This window comes from Corynebacterium sp. c7Ub_26, assembly GCF_053760365.1.
Genome location: NZ_JBSNBL010000001.1, coordinates 121256 through 136787 on the forward strand (window position 1 = coordinate 121256; position 15532 = coordinate 136787).

General features: G+C 60.0%; 14 protein-coding genes. 11 read left to right on the forward strand and 3 right to left on the reverse strand.

Going from position 1 to position 15532, the window contains the following annotated elements; all coding sequences use genetic code 11:
- From ACWORE_RS00540 to ACWORE_RS00555, 4 genes are all read left to right on the forward strand, one after another.
- On the forward strand, positions 1-1326 hold the full coding sequence (locus ACWORE_RS00540) for a 5-(carboxyamino)imidazole ribonucleotide synthase (protein WP_455302017.1): 1326 nt from the start codon (positions 1-3) through the stop codon (positions 1324-1326).
- A 50-nt stretch (positions 1327-1376) separates the two neighbouring features.
- On the forward strand, positions 1377-1949 hold the full coding sequence (gene purE, locus ACWORE_RS00545; protein WP_455302019.1) for a 5-(carboxyamino)imidazole ribonucleotide mutase: 573 nt from the start codon (positions 1377-1379) through the stop codon (positions 1947-1949).
- Positions 1950-1971: 22 nt separating this feature from the next.
- Positions 1972-2961, forward strand: a complete 990-nt coding sequence (locus tag ACWORE_RS00550) for a YdcF family protein (protein WP_455302020.1) — start codon at positions 1972-1974, stop codon at positions 2959-2961.
- 167 nt (positions 2962-3128) lie between these two features.
- On the forward strand, positions 3129-3692 hold the full coding sequence (locus ACWORE_RS00555) for a DoxX family protein (protein WP_221923066.1): 564 nt from the start codon (positions 3129-3131) through the stop codon (positions 3690-3692).
- A 113-nt stretch (positions 3693-3805) separates the two neighbouring features.
- Here the strand turns inward: ACWORE_RS00555 and ACWORE_RS00560 are convergent, their stop codons facing one another.
- Entirely contained in the window at positions 3806-4711 is a 906-nt protein-coding gene (locus ACWORE_RS00560; protein ID WP_455302022.1) for a TIGR03089 family protein, read from the reverse strand.
- Positions 4712-4806: 95 nt separating this feature from the next.
- Positions 4807-6828 carry an LCP family glycopolymer transferase gene (locus ACWORE_RS00565; protein WP_455302024.1) on the reverse strand — a complete coding sequence of 674 codons (2022 nt, stop codon included), beginning with the start codon at positions 6826-6828 and terminating at the stop codon, positions 4807-4809.
- A 230-nt stretch (positions 6829-7058) separates the two neighbouring features.
- Here ACWORE_RS00565 and rfbD point away from each other — a divergent pair, with 230 nt between their 5' ends.
- The 4 genes from rfbD to ACWORE_RS00585 all read left to right on the forward strand — a co-directional run bounded on the left by rfbD (position 7059) and on the right by ACWORE_RS00585 (position 11301).
- The gene (gene rfbD, locus ACWORE_RS00570; RefSeq protein WP_455302026.1) at positions 7059-8057 is read left to right on the forward strand and encodes a dTDP-4-dehydrorhamnose reductase; all 999 of its coding nucleotides are present in this window, start codon (positions 7059-7061) and stop codon (positions 8055-8057) included.
- A gap of 23 nt (positions 8058-8080) precedes the next feature.
- Entirely contained in the window at positions 8081-9037 is a 957-nt protein-coding gene (locus ACWORE_RS00575; RefSeq protein ID WP_455302028.1) for a glycosyltransferase family 2 protein, read from the forward strand.
- A 211-nt stretch (positions 9038-9248) separates the two neighbouring features.
- Entirely contained in the window at positions 9249-10400 is a 1152-nt protein-coding gene (locus ACWORE_RS00580) for a mannose-1-phosphate guanylyltransferase (RefSeq protein ID WP_406604945.1), read from the forward strand.
- Positions 10401-10989: 589 nt separating this feature from the next.
- Positions 10990-11301, forward strand: coding sequence for a WhiB family transcriptional regulator (locus tag ACWORE_RS00585; RefSeq protein ID WP_046202810.1), 312 nt, complete (start codon positions 10990-10992; stop codon positions 11299-11301).
- Between the two features lie 10 nt (positions 11302-11311).
- On the opposite strand, the gene ACWORE_RS00590 is transcribed toward ACWORE_RS00585, so the two are convergent.
- Complete coding sequence (locus tag ACWORE_RS00590; protein ID WP_012732132.1) at positions 11312-11764, reverse strand: metallopeptidase family protein; 453 nt, start codon at positions 11762-11764, stop codon at positions 11312-11314.
- A gap of 85 nt (positions 11765-11849) precedes the next feature.
- Between ACWORE_RS00590 and ACWORE_RS00595 the strand changes: the two genes are divergently transcribed.
- The 3 genes from ACWORE_RS00595 to ACWORE_RS00605 are packed head-to-tail and all read left to right on the forward strand — an operon-like array spanning position 11850 to position 15484.
- Entirely contained in the window at positions 11850-12803 is a 954-nt protein-coding gene (locus tag ACWORE_RS00595; RefSeq protein WP_455302030.1) for a DUF3499 family protein, read from the forward strand.
- Positions 12804-12863: 60 nt separating this feature from the next.
- Positions 12864-14243 (forward strand): phosphomannomutase/phosphoglucomutase, encoded by a 1380-nt coding sequence (locus ACWORE_RS00600; RefSeq protein WP_296136413.1) that lies wholly within the window; start codon positions 12864-12866, stop codon positions 14241-14243.
- A gap of 11 nt (positions 14244-14254) precedes the next feature.
- Positions 14255-15484 (forward strand): hypothetical protein, encoded by a 1230-nt coding sequence (locus ACWORE_RS00605; RefSeq protein ID WP_455302032.1) that lies wholly within the window; start codon positions 14255-14257, stop codon positions 15482-15484.
- The last annotated feature ends 48 nt before the right edge of the window (positions 15485-15532 follow it).

Consider the following 15532-nt stretch of genomic DNA (forward strand, 5'->3'; position numbering starts at 1 on the left):
GTGAGTGCTAGATCGGAAGATACCGTAGACAAGACAGATCAAGATAAGGCAGATCGGGTCGCGTCGGACTCGCATATCGGAGGCCAGCCCACGATCGCTGTCATCGGCGACGGGCAACTGGCCCGCATGATGCAGCCTGCCGCGGCGGAATTAGGGCAGTCCTTGCGGTTGCTCGCCTCAGATACCTCAGCATCCGCCGCCCAGATCATTCCCGACGTGGTCATTGGTGATTACACCAATCTCGACGACTTGCATCGCGTGGCATCGGGGGCGACCGCTGTCACTTTCGATCATGAGCACGTACCCCCGGAGCATTTGCGAACATTGCAATCCGAAGGGGTGAATGTGGAGCCCGGCCCCGACGCGCTGCTCTACGCCCAGGACAAGCTGGCCCAGCGGAAGAAACTCCGCGAGATGGGCCTCCCCGTCCCTCCCTTCATGGCGATGGAGTCGGTCGATGACGCGCGCCAGTTCTGGCACGTCATGGATGGGGACGTATGCATCAAAGCGTGCCGTGGCGGGTATGACGGACATGGCGTCTGGTTCCCCGAATCAGAGGATGAGTGTGCGGACCTCGTCGCTATCCTCATTGACGACGGCACCCCCGCGATGGCCGAGCGCAAAGTTCACCTGGTCCGCGAACTCTCCGCGATGATTGCGCGCACGCCGTCGGGCGAGACCGCGCTGTGGCCCGTCGTCGAATCGGTGCAAAAAGACGGAATTTGCTGGTTGGCTATTGCTCCCGCGCCGGGGTTGGAGCCTTCTCTTCGCGACGAAGCTCAGCGGATTGCCACGCGCATTGCGACGGAACTCGGCGTGACCGGCGTGATGGCCGTTGAGCTTTTCGAGACGACGGACGTGGACGGCTATCCAGCCGTGGTTGTCAACGAGCTGGCGATGCGGCCGCACAACACCGGCCACTGGACGCAGGACGGGTGTGTGACCAGCCAGTTTGAGCAGCATCTGCGGGCGGTGGCGGATATGCCGCTCGGAAGCACCGCGATGACTGCTGACTGCACGGTGATGGCCAATGTACTGGGTGGGGGCGAGGATCCCGATATGGCCTGGTCAGAGCGCATGGTTCATGTGTGGAAGCGGTTCCCGGAGGCAAAAATCCATTTCTATGGCAAGGGGTTCTGGCCTGGGCGGAAGATAGGGCACGTGAACATCTCGGCATCGTTGGTGTCGGATTCCGGGGACCCGTCTAGCTCAGCTGGCTCCTCCAGCGAACAGTCGAATGCTGTGTCTCCCGATGATGTGCGGAAGAAGGCCCAGGAAGCGGCCTATTTCTTGGTTCATGGACGTTGGCCGGAGACTACTGACTAGGTTCGGCGCAGCTAGGCAATAAAAGTTCCGGACAAGAGAGGACAATTGACATGACTGACAACAGTGGACAGACAGATTCGGCCAGCGCGGGACAGGCTAGCGCTGATTCGCAGCCCCGCGGGCCCAAGGTAGGCCTCATCATGGGGTCGGATTCAGACTGGCCAACGATGAAGCCAGCCGCCGATATTCTTCAGGAGTTCGGGGTCCCCTTCGAGGTCGGTGTGGTTTCAGCTCACCGAACCCCTCAGCGCATGCTTGATTACGCACGTCAGGCCCACAAGCGTGGCATCTCGTGCATCATCGCCGGAGCTGGCGGGGCAGCCCACTTGCCGGGCATGGTGGCGGCAGCGACGCCGCTCCCCGTCGTCGGCGTTCCCCGTCCGCTGGACAATTTGGAAGGCATTGATTCCCTCCTCTCCATCGTCCAGATGCCCAGCGGCGTTCCCGTCGCCACGGTCAGCGTCGGCGGCGCTAAAAATGCGGGCCTCCTGGCCGTGCGGATTCTGTCGGCAGGGGATCCGTCGCTAATCACGAAAATGGTGAAGTACCAGGAAGATATGGAGACCAGCGTCCTGAAGAAGGACCTTGCGCTCCGCCAGAAGCTCATGTCTGGCGCGGAGTGAGCTGCCAGAAAGTGAGCTGCCAGTGAAGAAGACCGCGCGCACTCCTGCAGCCGCGATTGCCCTGACCGGAGCTGGGGTGATCGGTTGGTCACTCTCTTTTCTTATCGACGCGGGAACGCGGCGCTTACTTCCCGCGGGGCTCGCCGTGACCGGCGCGGTGGGGGCGTGGACAGCGCGGAAGATGGGCCGAGCCCTTCGCACACCTGACGGCCGGGGGCCTATCCACCTGGCTGCGGTGACGGCGACAGCGTGGTGGACGTCCACCGTCATTCCGGTCGCATGGATTGCGCTGATGCCGAGTGGTGTGCATCCACTCGTCAGGGTCGTTGCCGGCGGGTACTCGCTGGTGTTCGTCGCTCTGGGTGTTGGGTTCGTGTGTTTTGTGCGTGTCGTGCGGCGCCATCGGTCAACGCCTCGGTCCCATCGTTTGGGTCAGCATGGTAGTCCTGGCCAGCATCTTGCAGGCGTTCCGGAGGGGATCATCGTCTGCGGCGCCGGGCTCATTCAAGGTCGGGTATCCCGCGTCTTGGCGTATCGCGTCGACAAGGGAATAGAAGTCTGGCGTGAAACTGAGCGCGTACATCCGTCGGAAAGCTCCCGCGACGAGGGCCCCGAGCACGAACCAGTTTTGGTTCTCTGCGGTGGCCGGGGAAATGATGAGCCGCGCCCCGAGGCGGAGGCGATGGCGGAATATGCGCGCGAACAAGGCATGCAGCCGCAACACATTGTGGTTGAAGACACCTCGACAACGACGGAGGAAAACCTCCGACAAGCTCACGCGATTATGACTGAGCGGTTGGGCCGGGAACCGCAATCGCTCGTGGTGGTGAGCACCGATTTCCACTGCATACGCATTGACATGATCGTGGAGCGGTTGCGTCGCGCCGAGCTCTTTCGTGAGTGCGATGTTGAGGTTGTGGGGGCGACGAATCCGCGCAGCGTGCAGAACCATAGCTTGTTGAGGGAATATGCCGCGGTAGGAATGTACTACGTGAAAAATTTGTTCCGTTAATAGTGTGGGGCGTCGCAATGTGGGCGTCCGCAGTGCGGCCACGTTTGTGAAGAAAACCTCACTACAGGCGCGTGGATGGTGATTAATGTCCTGAATGCGCCTACAATCGACAACTGACCTTCACCAGAATCATTACTGAACCAATCCGACTCATGAGGTGAACACTTATGTCTAAGCTTCTGCGTTTTATTGGCCGCGCGGCCATCGCCCCTGTTTTTATCGTCGGCGGAAAGAACGCCTTGGACAACTCCGAACAGCTGTCCGGTGTTGTTGAGCAGGCCGCTGACAAGCTGGGAATTAAGGAACTCCCGGTTTCCTCCAACCTTCTTGTTCAAGCAAACGGTGTTTCGATGATGGGCTTGGGAACCGCCTTGGGCCTCGGCATTTTCCCGCGCCTTGCAGCACTGGGCTTGGTGGGCTCCCTCGTGCCGACGACTTACGCCGGCCACCGCTTCTGGGAGGAAAGTGAACCAGAGAAGAAGAACACCCAGGCTCTGAGCTTCGCGCTGAACACCGCTATCGTCGGTGGTTTGCTGAACATCGCTGCGGCTCCGCGCACGAAGCACAAGGAAGTTTCCAAGAAGGAATCCCGTCGCGCACGCAAGGCAGAGAAGAAAGCTGCACGTGCAGAGCGTAAGGCTAAGATTGAATCAGCAAAGAGCAGTGGCTTGCAGAAAGTTGGCCGCACCGGTGGGAAGCTGGCTTTCCTGACCAAGTGCCACTCCAAGTAAATTCTGCTTGGTAGTTTTAGATGAAGCGGGTGCCGACAAGGCATCCGCTTTTGTCATGCAGTGACGTTTGGTCTCTGGTTCCTGTGCCGGTTAGTTCCCCGCGGATTGTGCCCTTATTGCGGATAATCACTGGTAGCTGCTTTTTCTGTCTCCGCAATATCGCTGTATCGGCCGTCATTCCGGTTGGTTTCATCGGAATAAATGACGAGTGAGCCACTATTCATCCAGGTCCCGACGGCGACGATCAAGAAGTCGCGGATGGTTGGCCACGCGCCCAGAAGTGCACGGTGTGGCTGAGGTGTGGTCTCGCTGTCGTCCGCTACCGCATCATTGTCGTGAAGTTGCGCCTCGTACCAGCGCTGACCAGCGTCATAGAGCTCGCCGACGGTTAGCGTTCCGTTGCAGTCGTGGAGAACGATGTGGTCAGGATCGTCCGCTGCCGAGTCGTTGCCCATAAACGCATCGGGGCACAGTCGGGCCTCGCCAAAAAGATCCACCGGTTCCTCGACGTCGAGTTCGTCCAGGTCAACCCCAGTGTCTTCGACTGAGCGTCCGAAGGGGTCGTCGGTGCAGAGATAAACCGGGGCGCCAGAATATGCCGTCATGCTGTCGGTGTAGCGCAAGAAGGGGTTGTCAGTCTGAAGGCCGGCATCCTCTGAAGGTTCCGCGCTACTTGCGTCCTCGTCCGATGGCGCAAAAAGAGATTCAACAAACGCAACAAGACCATTGGTCTCTGCATCGGCAGCGTTCTCGTCGTCGATAAGTGTGATGCCAGCTCGAACTGCCCCGAGGATAACCGCGGCGGTCTGCCACCGGGTCGGCATGGTCACGGCCACCGAGTCACCGGGCTTCATCATGGCTTCGTCGAGGAAATAATTCCCAAGCTTGGACGCCCAACTATCCAGGGTGATGGTGCTGAACTCCATACGGGACGATTTCCGTGTGTCGGGGGAATCCACGTAGACAGTCAGGCGTGGCGCACTGGGGTCGTGCTTCAGCGCAGCTCTCAGCAGGTCCATCGGTGCTCCATTTCTAGTGTTGCGTCGTTAGGTCGGGCGTCGTTTGCAGGGCGGGGCAGGGGATCGGTTGTTCTAGCCCCGCCGGCACACACCCGTTAATTCACGCACTTGGGGCTGTCACCAGCATCAAATTTCGGCGACTCGCCAGGCTGAGTATTGGTCTCACCCTTCTCACCAGGTCCGGCATCGCCGGCACTCCCAGCCCCAGCGTTCGCATCCGCGTTGGTGCTGTCGTCGGACTCTTCTCCATCAAGGTACTTTTGCAGAGAATCCTCGGTCTTGCCCGGACCGTTGTAGTCGTTAGTCAGGTACACGTTGATCTCGTTATCCGAGAGCGACGAGTCCTGCTCCACCTTGAGATGCAGCTTCTGAGCCAGGAACTTCGCCGGGTGCGAATCGGGATCGGCAGCCTTCACGACGCTGGTCTGCGAGCTGCCCTCGGTGTCATTCGCTGTGGTCCCTTTCGCGTAGCCCCCGCTGGTCGCGATCTTCGAGACCCGGCTGGCCAGGCCCGTGACGGACGAACCATTCGTCACCGTCACCGTGTATTGCGAGGCCATGAAGTCCCGCTCGACCGGTTCTTCAGTTGAGCTCTCGGAAGGCGATTCGCTCGAATCATTGTGGCTATCCTCGCTCTTCTTCGGCGGCTCCTCGCCGACGGTCTTCGCGACGAACGCCTTCACCTGGTCGGGATCAACGGTAACGATCGATTCGCCATTGTCGCCCGTTCCATCCAGGCTGGTCGTCGGAATGGTTTGGAAGGACACATGTCCGCCGGCAACGTCCTGCATCTGCGTCGCAAAGCTCATGACATCCCAGTCGTTGTCCAACACCACCGACCGCTCAACGGCCTCGGAGAGTTTCGAGATTTTCGACGTGCTCGTCAGCGTGCCCGTCGAGAGAATCTTGTGAGCCAACGACGCCATGAACGCCTGCTGCCGCGCGATGCGGTCAAGGTCGCCACGAGGAAGGCCGTGGCGCTGGCGGACGAAGGATAGAGCATCCGCGCCATCAAGCGTTTGTACGCCCTTCTTGAAGTGCGCCCCGGAGAAGTCGTCGTCAACGTCGTTGTTCAGACAGACCTCCACTCCACCGACAGCGTTGGTGAGCAGCACAAACCCCAGAAGCCCGATCTCAGCGTAGTGATCGACCGTAATCCCCGTGAGGTTCGCCACGGCATCGATCAGTGCGGAACGCCCAGCTTCAGTGGACTCCTTATCTATGTCGTCCTTATCCTTCCCCTCTTCCTGGAGCTCCTTCTCCTTCTCAAACTTGGTCGATCCGAACACCGCGTTGATCTTCGTGTTCCCCAAGTCTTTCGTATGAATGTAGGAATCGCGGGGAATGGAAATGGCCGTTGCCGACGACCCATCATTGGGCACGCGGATCAGCACGATCGTGTCGGTATTGAGGGTTGCGACGTCATCCCCGGCGCGGAGCATATTCGCCTCTTCCTCCGTGAGGGGGTTGCCCTTGGCATCGGTGCGTGAATCCGCGCCGACGAGGAGGATATCGGTGGCGCCATCCTTCGCTTTGCCCTTTTCGCCCAGCTTGAGGTTCCCGGCGGAGGCCATCTCATTGCCCAACCCGCCGATTGCTTTATAGCCGACGGCGGGCAGTATGACGCAGACCAACGCCATGACCACTAGAAGCGACTTGACCGCACGTGACCCGACCTGTTTGTGGCTGGGGCGTGCGTTCGGTGGCGCCTGAATGACGCGGGCTCCGGCGGCACGATTCGCCGGACGGTTTCTCTCGCGCGATGGGCGGGAGGATTCCGCGTAGGTGTTCCTGCGTCGGTACGCGTCGGTGGACCGATGGCGGTGATTGCCGCGCTCGCGAGGGGTGCGGTCGCGCAGATTCTCGTGACCAGAGTGGTCATCAGGGTTATGACGTGAGGCGGAATAGCGGGTAGATCCGTTGTAGCCGCGACGCCCAGCACCAGACTGTTCGCTGGTGGCGTCGTTGGCCCCGGCTCCGGATGGCGACTCGTGGCGATAGGAACTCCGCCGTGATGCGTCGCCGCTGCGTTCGTGCGACGAGCGTCCATGTGAGTCGTCACCGCGCCAGTAGTGCCCCTTCGGGCCCTGGCCTCGAGAATCGTCAGTCCTACCCATACAAAAAATTTCCTTTGGTCGATAGCTATGCCTACACATTAAGGCGGCATGACCGTGAAGCTTTTCGAGAATATACAGCTTACGCTGTAGTTTATGCGAGACGCGATAACCGTTTGGCATGTCGAACGTCATGACTGTTATGACGGAGCACACATGGGAGTACATATGGGTGGCAAACGTCGGTGGTGCGACCCGGCCCCGTGTACACAGGCACAAGGAGAGTAAAGACCGTGAATATCCTCATCGCCGGAGGGCGAGGCCAACTAGGAACCGCGTTAGCAATGACTGCTCCGGCACCGGTACGGAGTGGGCGCATCTCATGTTTGGGGCGGGCGGATTTGGACATCACCAACCAGGACGTTATTCATGATGTTCTGGATTCGGAACAGCCCGACTTGATCATTAACGCCGCCGCCTACACCGCCGTGGACCGCGCCGAAGACCCTGCTCACCAGGACGCTGCACGTGCCGTCAACACTGATGGGACCGCGTATTTAGCGCAGGCGGCCGCGCAGGCAGAAATACCGTTTATCCACATCTCGACGGATTATGTCTACGGCCAGAACGACGCCACAGAACCGGATGGGGGCGACGAGTCAGCCAATCAGACAGAAACGTCGGAGCCCTTCGTCGGCGGACACGCACCGCTACGCGTCGACACCCCCACTCATCCGCAGTCGGTCTATGGCCGTACCAAGTTAGCCGGCGACCGCGCTGTTCAGGCGGCATTCGAGAATACCGACGTGCCCTCCGTCATTGTCCGAACCGCGTGGGTTTATTCAGGCTCGGCCTTGCCTGACCACCACGATTTTGTCTCCACCATGATGCGCCTGGAGCAGCAGTCCCGCGGCGACGATAGCCCCCACGTCCGCGTCGTTAATGATCAGTGGGGAAGCCCCACCAACGTGTTTGACCTTGCCCGTGGCCTGTGGGAGCTCTCGGGCGCCTCGTCGGCAACGATCAGTTTCCCCGCGATCCTTGCCCCCGAGAGCGTCGTACATTGCGCGGGTGCGGGCGCGTGCACCTGGTGGGACGTGGCGCGTCGAGTATTCGCAGAGGTCGGGGCAGATCCGGATCGTGTCATCCCGATCTCGACCCAGGATTATCCGACGGCGGCGACGCGTCCTCACTGGTCTGTTCTCGATAATTCGTCGTGGATCGCGCTGGGGCTGACACCGCTGCCGGCCTGGGAGGATGGTGTCCATCGCGCTGTCACCGGTGTGTGCTGATTCATCGCGGGATCGAGTACAGTATGGAACCTGTGAGCGATAAACAGGCAGAGTCACCAGCAGAACACCAGCTCAAGGGGGATCGAGCTCCGCTAGCCATCGTGACCGTGACCTATTCGCCAGGGGATCACCTCCGTCGTTTCCTCGATTCTCTTGCCGACGCGACCAGCCGGGATTTCGTCGTCGTGATGGCTGATAATGGATCGACCGACGGCGCTCCGGAAGCAGCTGTCGCGCCCAATGTGGAGCTGCTCCGCACGGGCGGAAATGTGGGGTACGGAACCGCGGTGAACATTGCGGCTCGTCTGTTGGCCCGACGGCGGGGCCACGACAACGCGGTGGACAGCGAATTCTTTGTGATTGTGAACCCCGATGTGGAGTTCTCGCCGGGGTCGATTGACCGCATGATTGAGGCTGCGCATCGCCACCCACGGGCCGGAGCGGTAGGGCCGAAAATTGTGGAACCCGACGGCAGTGTGTATCCGTCCGCGCGGGAAGTACCGGAAGTTATTAGCGGTATTGGACACGCTCTGTTGGGGCCGATTTGGAAGAATAACCCCTGGTCAAAGAAGTATCGACGTGGCGCTGACCTTGACCGTGAACGCGAGGCAGGTTGGGTGTCTGGTTCCTGCTTGTTAGTCCGGTGGGGTGCGTTTGAATCCATCGGCGGGTTCGACGAGCGGTACTTCATGTATATGGAAGACGTTGACCTGGGCGATCGCATGACGCACGCGGGTTGGCAAAACATCTTCACTCCCGAGGCGACGGTGACTCACGCGCAGGGCCATTCCGCGAATAAGCACAAATCAACGATGCTTCCCGCCCATCATGACAGCGCCTACCGGTTCCAGGCGGATCGGCACCCGGGGCTGCGGTGGCTGCCGTTGCGTGTTGCGCTGTGGTGCGGATTGAAAGCGCGAATGGGAATTTTCGTCGCCCTGGCTGGGCTGGATAGTCATACCAAAGGGCATCAGAGCTAAAACGTCGTGAATGTGCGGGGGACTCGACGGAAGCACGGGGCACGTCGTCGCCCCTAGGCGCGGGAGCACAGTTTTGTCCTAGGGGAGTGGTAGTTTAATCGCGAATCGTTGTACGCACGCGCGTCGGCCACTTTTCGCGCGTCCATTGATAGCGGTGACACAGGCCGTTGACCCGGCTTGGAGTCACGCACGTCTAGAAAGGCATGAAAAAATGGTCGTTGATTTCAGGGGTGCCCAAGGATGGGCACAGGATTCTGCAGATCAACAGCAGCTAGAAGTCGGTGCGCATCTCGCGGAGAACACGGATGCCGTCATTCTTGTGGGGGGTAAAGGGACGCGCCTGCGTCCTTTGACGAATTCTGTACCGAAGCCAATGATGCCGACGGCGGGGGTGCCTTTTCTTCAGCATCTGCTGGGCCGGATCAAAGCGGCCGGGATGACCCACGTCGTGCTGGGGACGTCGTTCAAAGCAGAAGTGTTCCAGGAGCACTTTGGTGACGGCTCGGACCTGGGCCTCGAGATCGAGTATGTCGTGGAGGAGGAGGCCCTGGGCACGGGCGGCGGTATTCGTAACGTGCTGCCATCGCTCCGCCACGATAACGCCCTCGTTTTTAACGGTGACGTGTTGGGCGGCACGGACCTTCGCGCAGTGTTAGGAACCCATGCGACGAAGGATGCGGACGTCACGATGCACCTGGTGCGCGTTCCCGATCCGCGTGCTTTTGGTTGCGTGCCGACGAATGAGGACGGCCGGGTGACGGCGTTCTTAGAGAAGACGATGGATCCGCCGACGGACCAGATCAACGCCGGCTGCTACGTCTTTAAGCACGAGATTATTGGCCGCATCCCAGAGAACCGTGTTGTGTCTGTTGAGCGGGAGGTGTTCCCGAAACTACTTGACGACGGACTACGCGTGTATGGCCACGTCGATCAGGCCTACTGGCGTGATATGGGTACGCCGGCTGACTTCGTCCGCGGTAGTTCGGACTTGGTGCGCGGTATTGCGTATTCGCCGATTTTGGTGGGGAAGACTGGGGAAGCCCTGGTGGACTCGTCGGCGCAGATCGGCGGAGGCGCGCTCTTGCTCGGTGGCACCTACGTGGGCCGCGGTTGTGAAGTCGGCGGCGGCTCCCGCTTAGATACGACGGTTCTTTTCGACGGTGTCGAAGTGGAGGCTGGCGCAACCTTGGAACGCTGCATCGTTGCTGCGGGTGCCCGGATTGGTGCCCGTGCTGTTCTTCGCGACGCGGTGATCGGCGAGGGGGCAGTGATCGGTGCGCGGTGTGAACTGATCGACGGTGTCCGCGTGTGGCCCGGAGTGAATATCCCCGATAGCGGAATTAGGTTTTCTACCGACGTTTAGCCTCCGCGGGAAGGATCTATCCCACCCATTGATGAAAAATTGGTAAGGAAACGTATATTAACCATTCCGAACCTGTAGACCACAACATCTAGTGGTATGCAGGTTAAGTATGAGGGTATGTCGTGTTTTCTCCGAAAAAGGGTCAGCGCCCCTATGTAACCTGTGTGACAGATGTGACTAAAGGGGTTTATGTGGCGTGTTTACGCAGGTGACGGGGCTTGACGTATTCGAATTACACGTGTGTAATCGTCCTGTAGAAAGACTTTCCGCCGACACGGAAAATGTGCTTGGTTTGTCCTTGCGGGAGTGGTAATGCCTGGTTTTTCCAGGCGTATTTGACTCCCTATCAGGGCGAATGGTGCATATCAGGCGGAAAGTGTGCGAGAAGCTTGCCGGCCTGCACAACATAAGACCCCACAAGATGTAGTGCTAGCTTGCCGGCCCGTTGACCGCATGAATGACCCTTGATGTGAATACCGCGACGCGTGCCAGTAGCCATCCACCCCGGCGCGACCACGTCGTTTAACCAAAAAGGAGAGGCATGGCTGATTCATCCGCGCACTTCCCTCGCGCTACCCTCCATGCGCTCATGGGAGAGGAAGTTACACAGCCGGACCAGCCTGGCGATGCCTCCTACTCGTCCGACCTTGCCGAGGACTTTGATATCCTTTTCGATTCTGTGGAGCAAGAGTGGCAAGAACAAGCTCTCTGCGCAGAAACAGACCCTGAGGCTTTCTTTCCTGAAAAGGGTGGTTCAACCCGCGAGGCAAAACGTATTTGTAAAGCCTGCGCGGTTCGTGATGAGTGCCTTGAATACGCCCTCGAGCACGATGAACGCTTCGGTATTTGGGGTGGGTTATCCGAACGTGAGCGTCGTCGTTTGAAGAGGCAGATCGGGTAAAGCGGCCGGCTCATTCCAGATCTGGATCGATCATGCGTGGCTCGACGTTCAAATACGTCGCCACCAGCTTCCCGATAATGTAGTGGAGCAATTCCGAGCGCTCGGTCATATTTTGTGTGCGCATTTCAATGGGGCGTCGGAAAACAACAATCCGGGGGCGCGTCGGACGGCCATCATCGTCGACACCGGCAGGTATCAGCCGGCCCAGGGGGACTGCGCCGTCGGCCACCACTTCGTCGGGCCACACCGTCGTCAATTGACGGGAGCGCATTCGTGGCACGGTGTCTAATGCGATGTCCAGGTGTTCTAATTCTTCCGACCATTGTTCGTGGATCGGGGCGTAGGCATCTAAAACGGCCTGGTCGAATTCTGCCGGGCGGCTGGTCCACCGCGGAACTTCGGGGGGCAAGATAGGCCCACGTATGCCACGACCGTGGCGCTCAGCTCGGCGGGAATAATCCATGCCACCAACCCTAATGGGCGCCGTCGACAGGATGAATCATCCACGCCGTCGGCGTTGAGGACATGGGCAGCTAGACTAATGCGACGTGAACGAAAAGTGCGTGAATAAGAAGCGACTGTGCTGCCGCCCTGGTTGCGGCCGACCCGCAGCTGCGACCTTGGTGTATTCGCACGCGGAGGAAACAGTCATCGTCGGCCCCCTCTCCTTAGACGACAATCCCCACAGTTGGGATTTGTGTGCGCGCCATTCCGCGCAGTTCCGCCCGCCCGAGGGGTGGACAGTTATTCGCGACGAGCTCGACGTCGATGGTGTCGACGATATGACAGCGCTCTTGGATAGCGTCAATGACACTCACAGTGGCGACGCGCATTTCGACGCCGGTTCTGTTGCTGGTCCCGGTGCTCGGTTTGGTGCTGGTTCTGGCGCTCGTCATGCCGACGCAACCCAGGGCGCAGTTGCCGATATTCAAGACACTATTTCGCGCTTAAACGGACACCGCGGTGAGGCCACACGCCATCACAACGAGAAAAGAACATTCTCGACGGAACCGTCAAGCATGAGGTCCGCACCCGACGGCCACGCAGCCGACGCCTACAACAACGACGGCGATACCGACTCCGACGATGACGCCGAGTGGGAGATCGAATCCCCCCTTCTCCAAGCAGCGAAGGAGCGGGAGAGTCGTCGTCGCATGTGGCGTGGCCGCGGGGAAGAACCCGCCGTGGAGTCCTCCTACGGGAGGTCCGTCATCACGACGGGCCAAACGGGCCGTCACCGGCGGCCGGATAACCACCACGCGTCACACGTCGCACCCCATAACCGGGCTGAATCCCACCGCGCCGGGACCGAGCAGGAACCGTCGGCAAGGACGATGCGACGGGGAGCGTCGAACCACTCAGAACCACATGAGCCCGCCCAGGGGTGGTCGCGGACACAGGACTCGTCGGAAGTTCGGCACCCGTCGTTGCATAACATTCCGGGGCGTAAGCGCGGCCATCTCCACGCCGTTCCGGACCCGGATCCGGATGGCGATAGGTGACATCGATAAGTCAAGCCCGTGTAAGATAACTGCGAACATTATTCAGACGAAAGGATTCCCGTGCCTGCGCGCGATCGCTCATTTGTTGACTCCGTTATCAAGGCTTACGACGTCCGGGGGGTCGTCGGGGAGCACATCGATGAAGCTTTTGTGAAAGAGGTCGGCGCCGCGTTTGCTCGTCTGCTCCGGTCGGAGGGGGAATCCACAGTCGCCGTCGGGCACGATATGCGGGAAAGCTCACCATCGCTGTCCGACGCTTTCGCCGAGGGAGTTATGGATCAGGGGCTCGACGTCGTCAAGGTCCATCTGTGCTCGACCGATGAGCTGTACTACGCATCCGGGAGCATGAAGTGGGCGGGAGCAATGTTCACCGCCTCTCACAACCCGTCCCAGTACAACGGCATCAAGATGTGCCGCGCGGGAGCTCGGCCGGTGGGGGAGCAGACCGGTTTGGCTGAGATCAAAGATGACCTCGTGCAGGGCGTTCCGGCTTATGACGGTGACCGTGGCGAGTCCACGGACAAAGATGTGTTGCCCGGCTACGCGAAGTTCCTCAATAGCCTCGTCGACCTGACTTCCTCGCGTCCCCTCGTTGTCGCGGTGGATGCCGGCAACGGAATGGGTGGGTACACCGTCCCCGCCGTTCTGGGTGGCCTTCCTCTGGATATTCGACCTCTGTATTTCGAGCTCGACGGAACATTCCCGAACCACGTGGCCAACCCCCTGGAGCCGAAGAACCTTGTGGACCTCCAGAAATTCGTGGTTGATCAGAAGGCCGACATCGGACTGGCCTTCGACGGCGACGCCGATCGGTGCTTCGTGGTCGACGAAAAGGGCAACCCTGTCACTCCGTCCGCGATCTGCGCACTCATCGCCGAGCGCTACTTGAGCCAGAAGCCCGGCGCGACCATCATCCACAACCTGATCACCTCCCACACCGTCCCCGAAATGATCACGGAGAACGGTGGGAAACCAGTGCGTACCCGCGTCGGCCATTCCTTCATCAAGGCGACGATGGCAGAGACGGGCGCCATTTTCGGTGGCGAGCACTCCGCTCACTATTACTTCACCGAGTTCTTCAACGCCGACTCCGGAATGTTGGCGGCACTCCACGTGCTCGCCGCGCTGGGATCGCAGGATAAGCCCCTGTCGGAGCTGATGGACCACTACTCGCGGTACGAGGCTTCCGGCGAGATCAACTCGCGTCTGGACTCTGCCGAGGCCCAGTGGGAGCGGGTTGAGGCGGTCCGCGCCGCGTACGCCGACCGCGCCGAGAGCATGGATGAACTCGACGGCCTCACCGTCGAACTCGGGAACGGTGAGTGGTTCAATGTGCGTGCCTCGAACACGGAACCGCTCCTCAGGTTGAACGCAGAGGCTAAGACCCGTGAGGCCGTCGATGCCCTCACCTCGGATGTTTTAGCGGTTATTCGCGCCTAGAATAGGCCGTTGTGTACCCCCGCGAAACGCTTGTAACGGTAGCTCAAGAAGGCGCGCGCATCCGCGCCGTCGCTCGGTCACTATCTGACGTTATGTCAGTCCTTGACCGCCCGACGATAGAGAGCACGCCCGACGGCCCCAGCACAGAAAGCCTGCGCTCCGACTTTTTCGGTATTGCCGACGACACGACCGACGATTCCTCTGAGGATCTCCGTTCCTTCGCGAAAAGTATTCCCGACGTTGCCCGCGGCGTCGTGATTGTGGCGTGTTCGGATACCGCAGTTCACGCTGCCCGTGCCGCGGTCGCGCTGATTCCGGATCCGTCGGTCCCCATCGTGGTGGTGGACCGTCTGCCTCGGTACGTGGGAGCAATGGACTGCGTGATTGTCCTGACGCCGGATCCTGCGGACCGTGAAGCGGAGGAAGCTGTGGTGCGGTGCCGGCAGGTCGGGGCGATGGTTATGGTGGCTGCACCGACGTCGGGACCTGTTGCGGAGGCAGGCACAGGGTATGGCCTTGTTGTCCCGGACATTCCGGGTGTCACGGGAGATTCATGGGGTCGGTATATTGCCACCGTGACGGGCGGATGTGGTCTCGTCGGCCAGCTGCCGATTCAAGGCGTGTTGGATTATGCGGCAGACGCCGTCGATCGTGAGATGGAAGCTAGTGGTCCCGAGCGCGATGAGTCCGTGAATCCTGCACGTCAGCTGGGGTTGCGTATGAAGGATCATCGAGTGGTCATTGCAGGCGATGGTGCTACTCGGCATGTTGCTTCGTTCGCCGCGATGCGGCTTCTTCATCATGGGATTGTCGCTGCTACCGCCGATACCGCTGAGCTTGCTCGGTTTTATTCGGACCTTCACCGGGGGACGTCGATGGATACGGCCATCGACTCGTCGGGAGAAACGGGTACCGGGTCGGGCAGCGCCAGTAGTGACGTCGATAAGTCAATTTTTTATGATCCATTCTTGGATGCTCCCGCGGTCCAGCCGCTGGCTGCCGTGGTAGTGCCGGGTCTCGGGGGATATTCGGTCCGGGGGAGGAATGAGGAGCCTGATGCGGGGATGTCGCGGGCATATCCTTCCGAGCAGGAGCTCAGTAGACTCGAGAGGTATTTTGATGTGCGGCCGGTGACGGTGGTGGATCTGACGGCGTCGGATCTTCACTCCGCGGTCGCGTACATCTGTGTATTGGCTGCGCGGTGCGCGGCCGCTGCTGCCTATGTTGTTGCTCAGGAGTGATGGCGGTGTAGGTAGCTTGTCTGCATAAGTTTTGTGGCCAGCACATTG

Excerpts from the sequence above, each read along its gene's own strand:
- ACWORE_RS00590 (WP_012732132.1), bottom strand. The coding sequence starts at position 11,764 with ATGGATTATTCCCGCCGAGCTGAGCGCCACGGTCGTGGCATACGTGGG.
- ACWORE_RS00555 (WP_221923066.1), top strand. The coding sequence starts at position 3,129 with ATGTCTAAGCTTCTGCGTTTTATTGGCCGCGCGGCCATCGCCCCTGTT.
- ACWORE_RS00580 (WP_406604945.1), top strand. The coding sequence starts at position 9,249 with ATGGTCGTTGATTTCAGGGGTGCCCAAGGATGGGCACAGGATTCTGCA.
- ACWORE_RS00585 (WP_046202810.1), top strand. The coding sequence starts at position 10,990 with ATGGGAGAGGAAGTTACACAGCCGGACCAGCCTGGCGATGCCTCCTAC.
- ACWORE_RS00560 (WP_455302022.1), bottom strand. The coding sequence starts at position 4,711 with ATGGACCTGCTGAGAGCTGCGCTGAAGCACGACCCCAGTGCGCCACGC.
- purE (WP_455302019.1), top strand. The coding sequence starts at position 1,377 with ATGACTGACAACAGTGGACAGACAGATTCGGCCAGCGCGGGACAGGCT.
- ACWORE_RS00575 (WP_455302028.1), top strand. The coding sequence starts at position 8,081 with ATGGAACCTGTGAGCGATAAACAGGCAGAGTCACCAGCAGAACACCAG.
- ACWORE_RS00565 (WP_455302024.1), bottom strand. The coding sequence starts at position 6,828 with ATGGGTAGGACTGACGATTCTCGAGGCCAGGGCCCGAAGGGGCACTAC.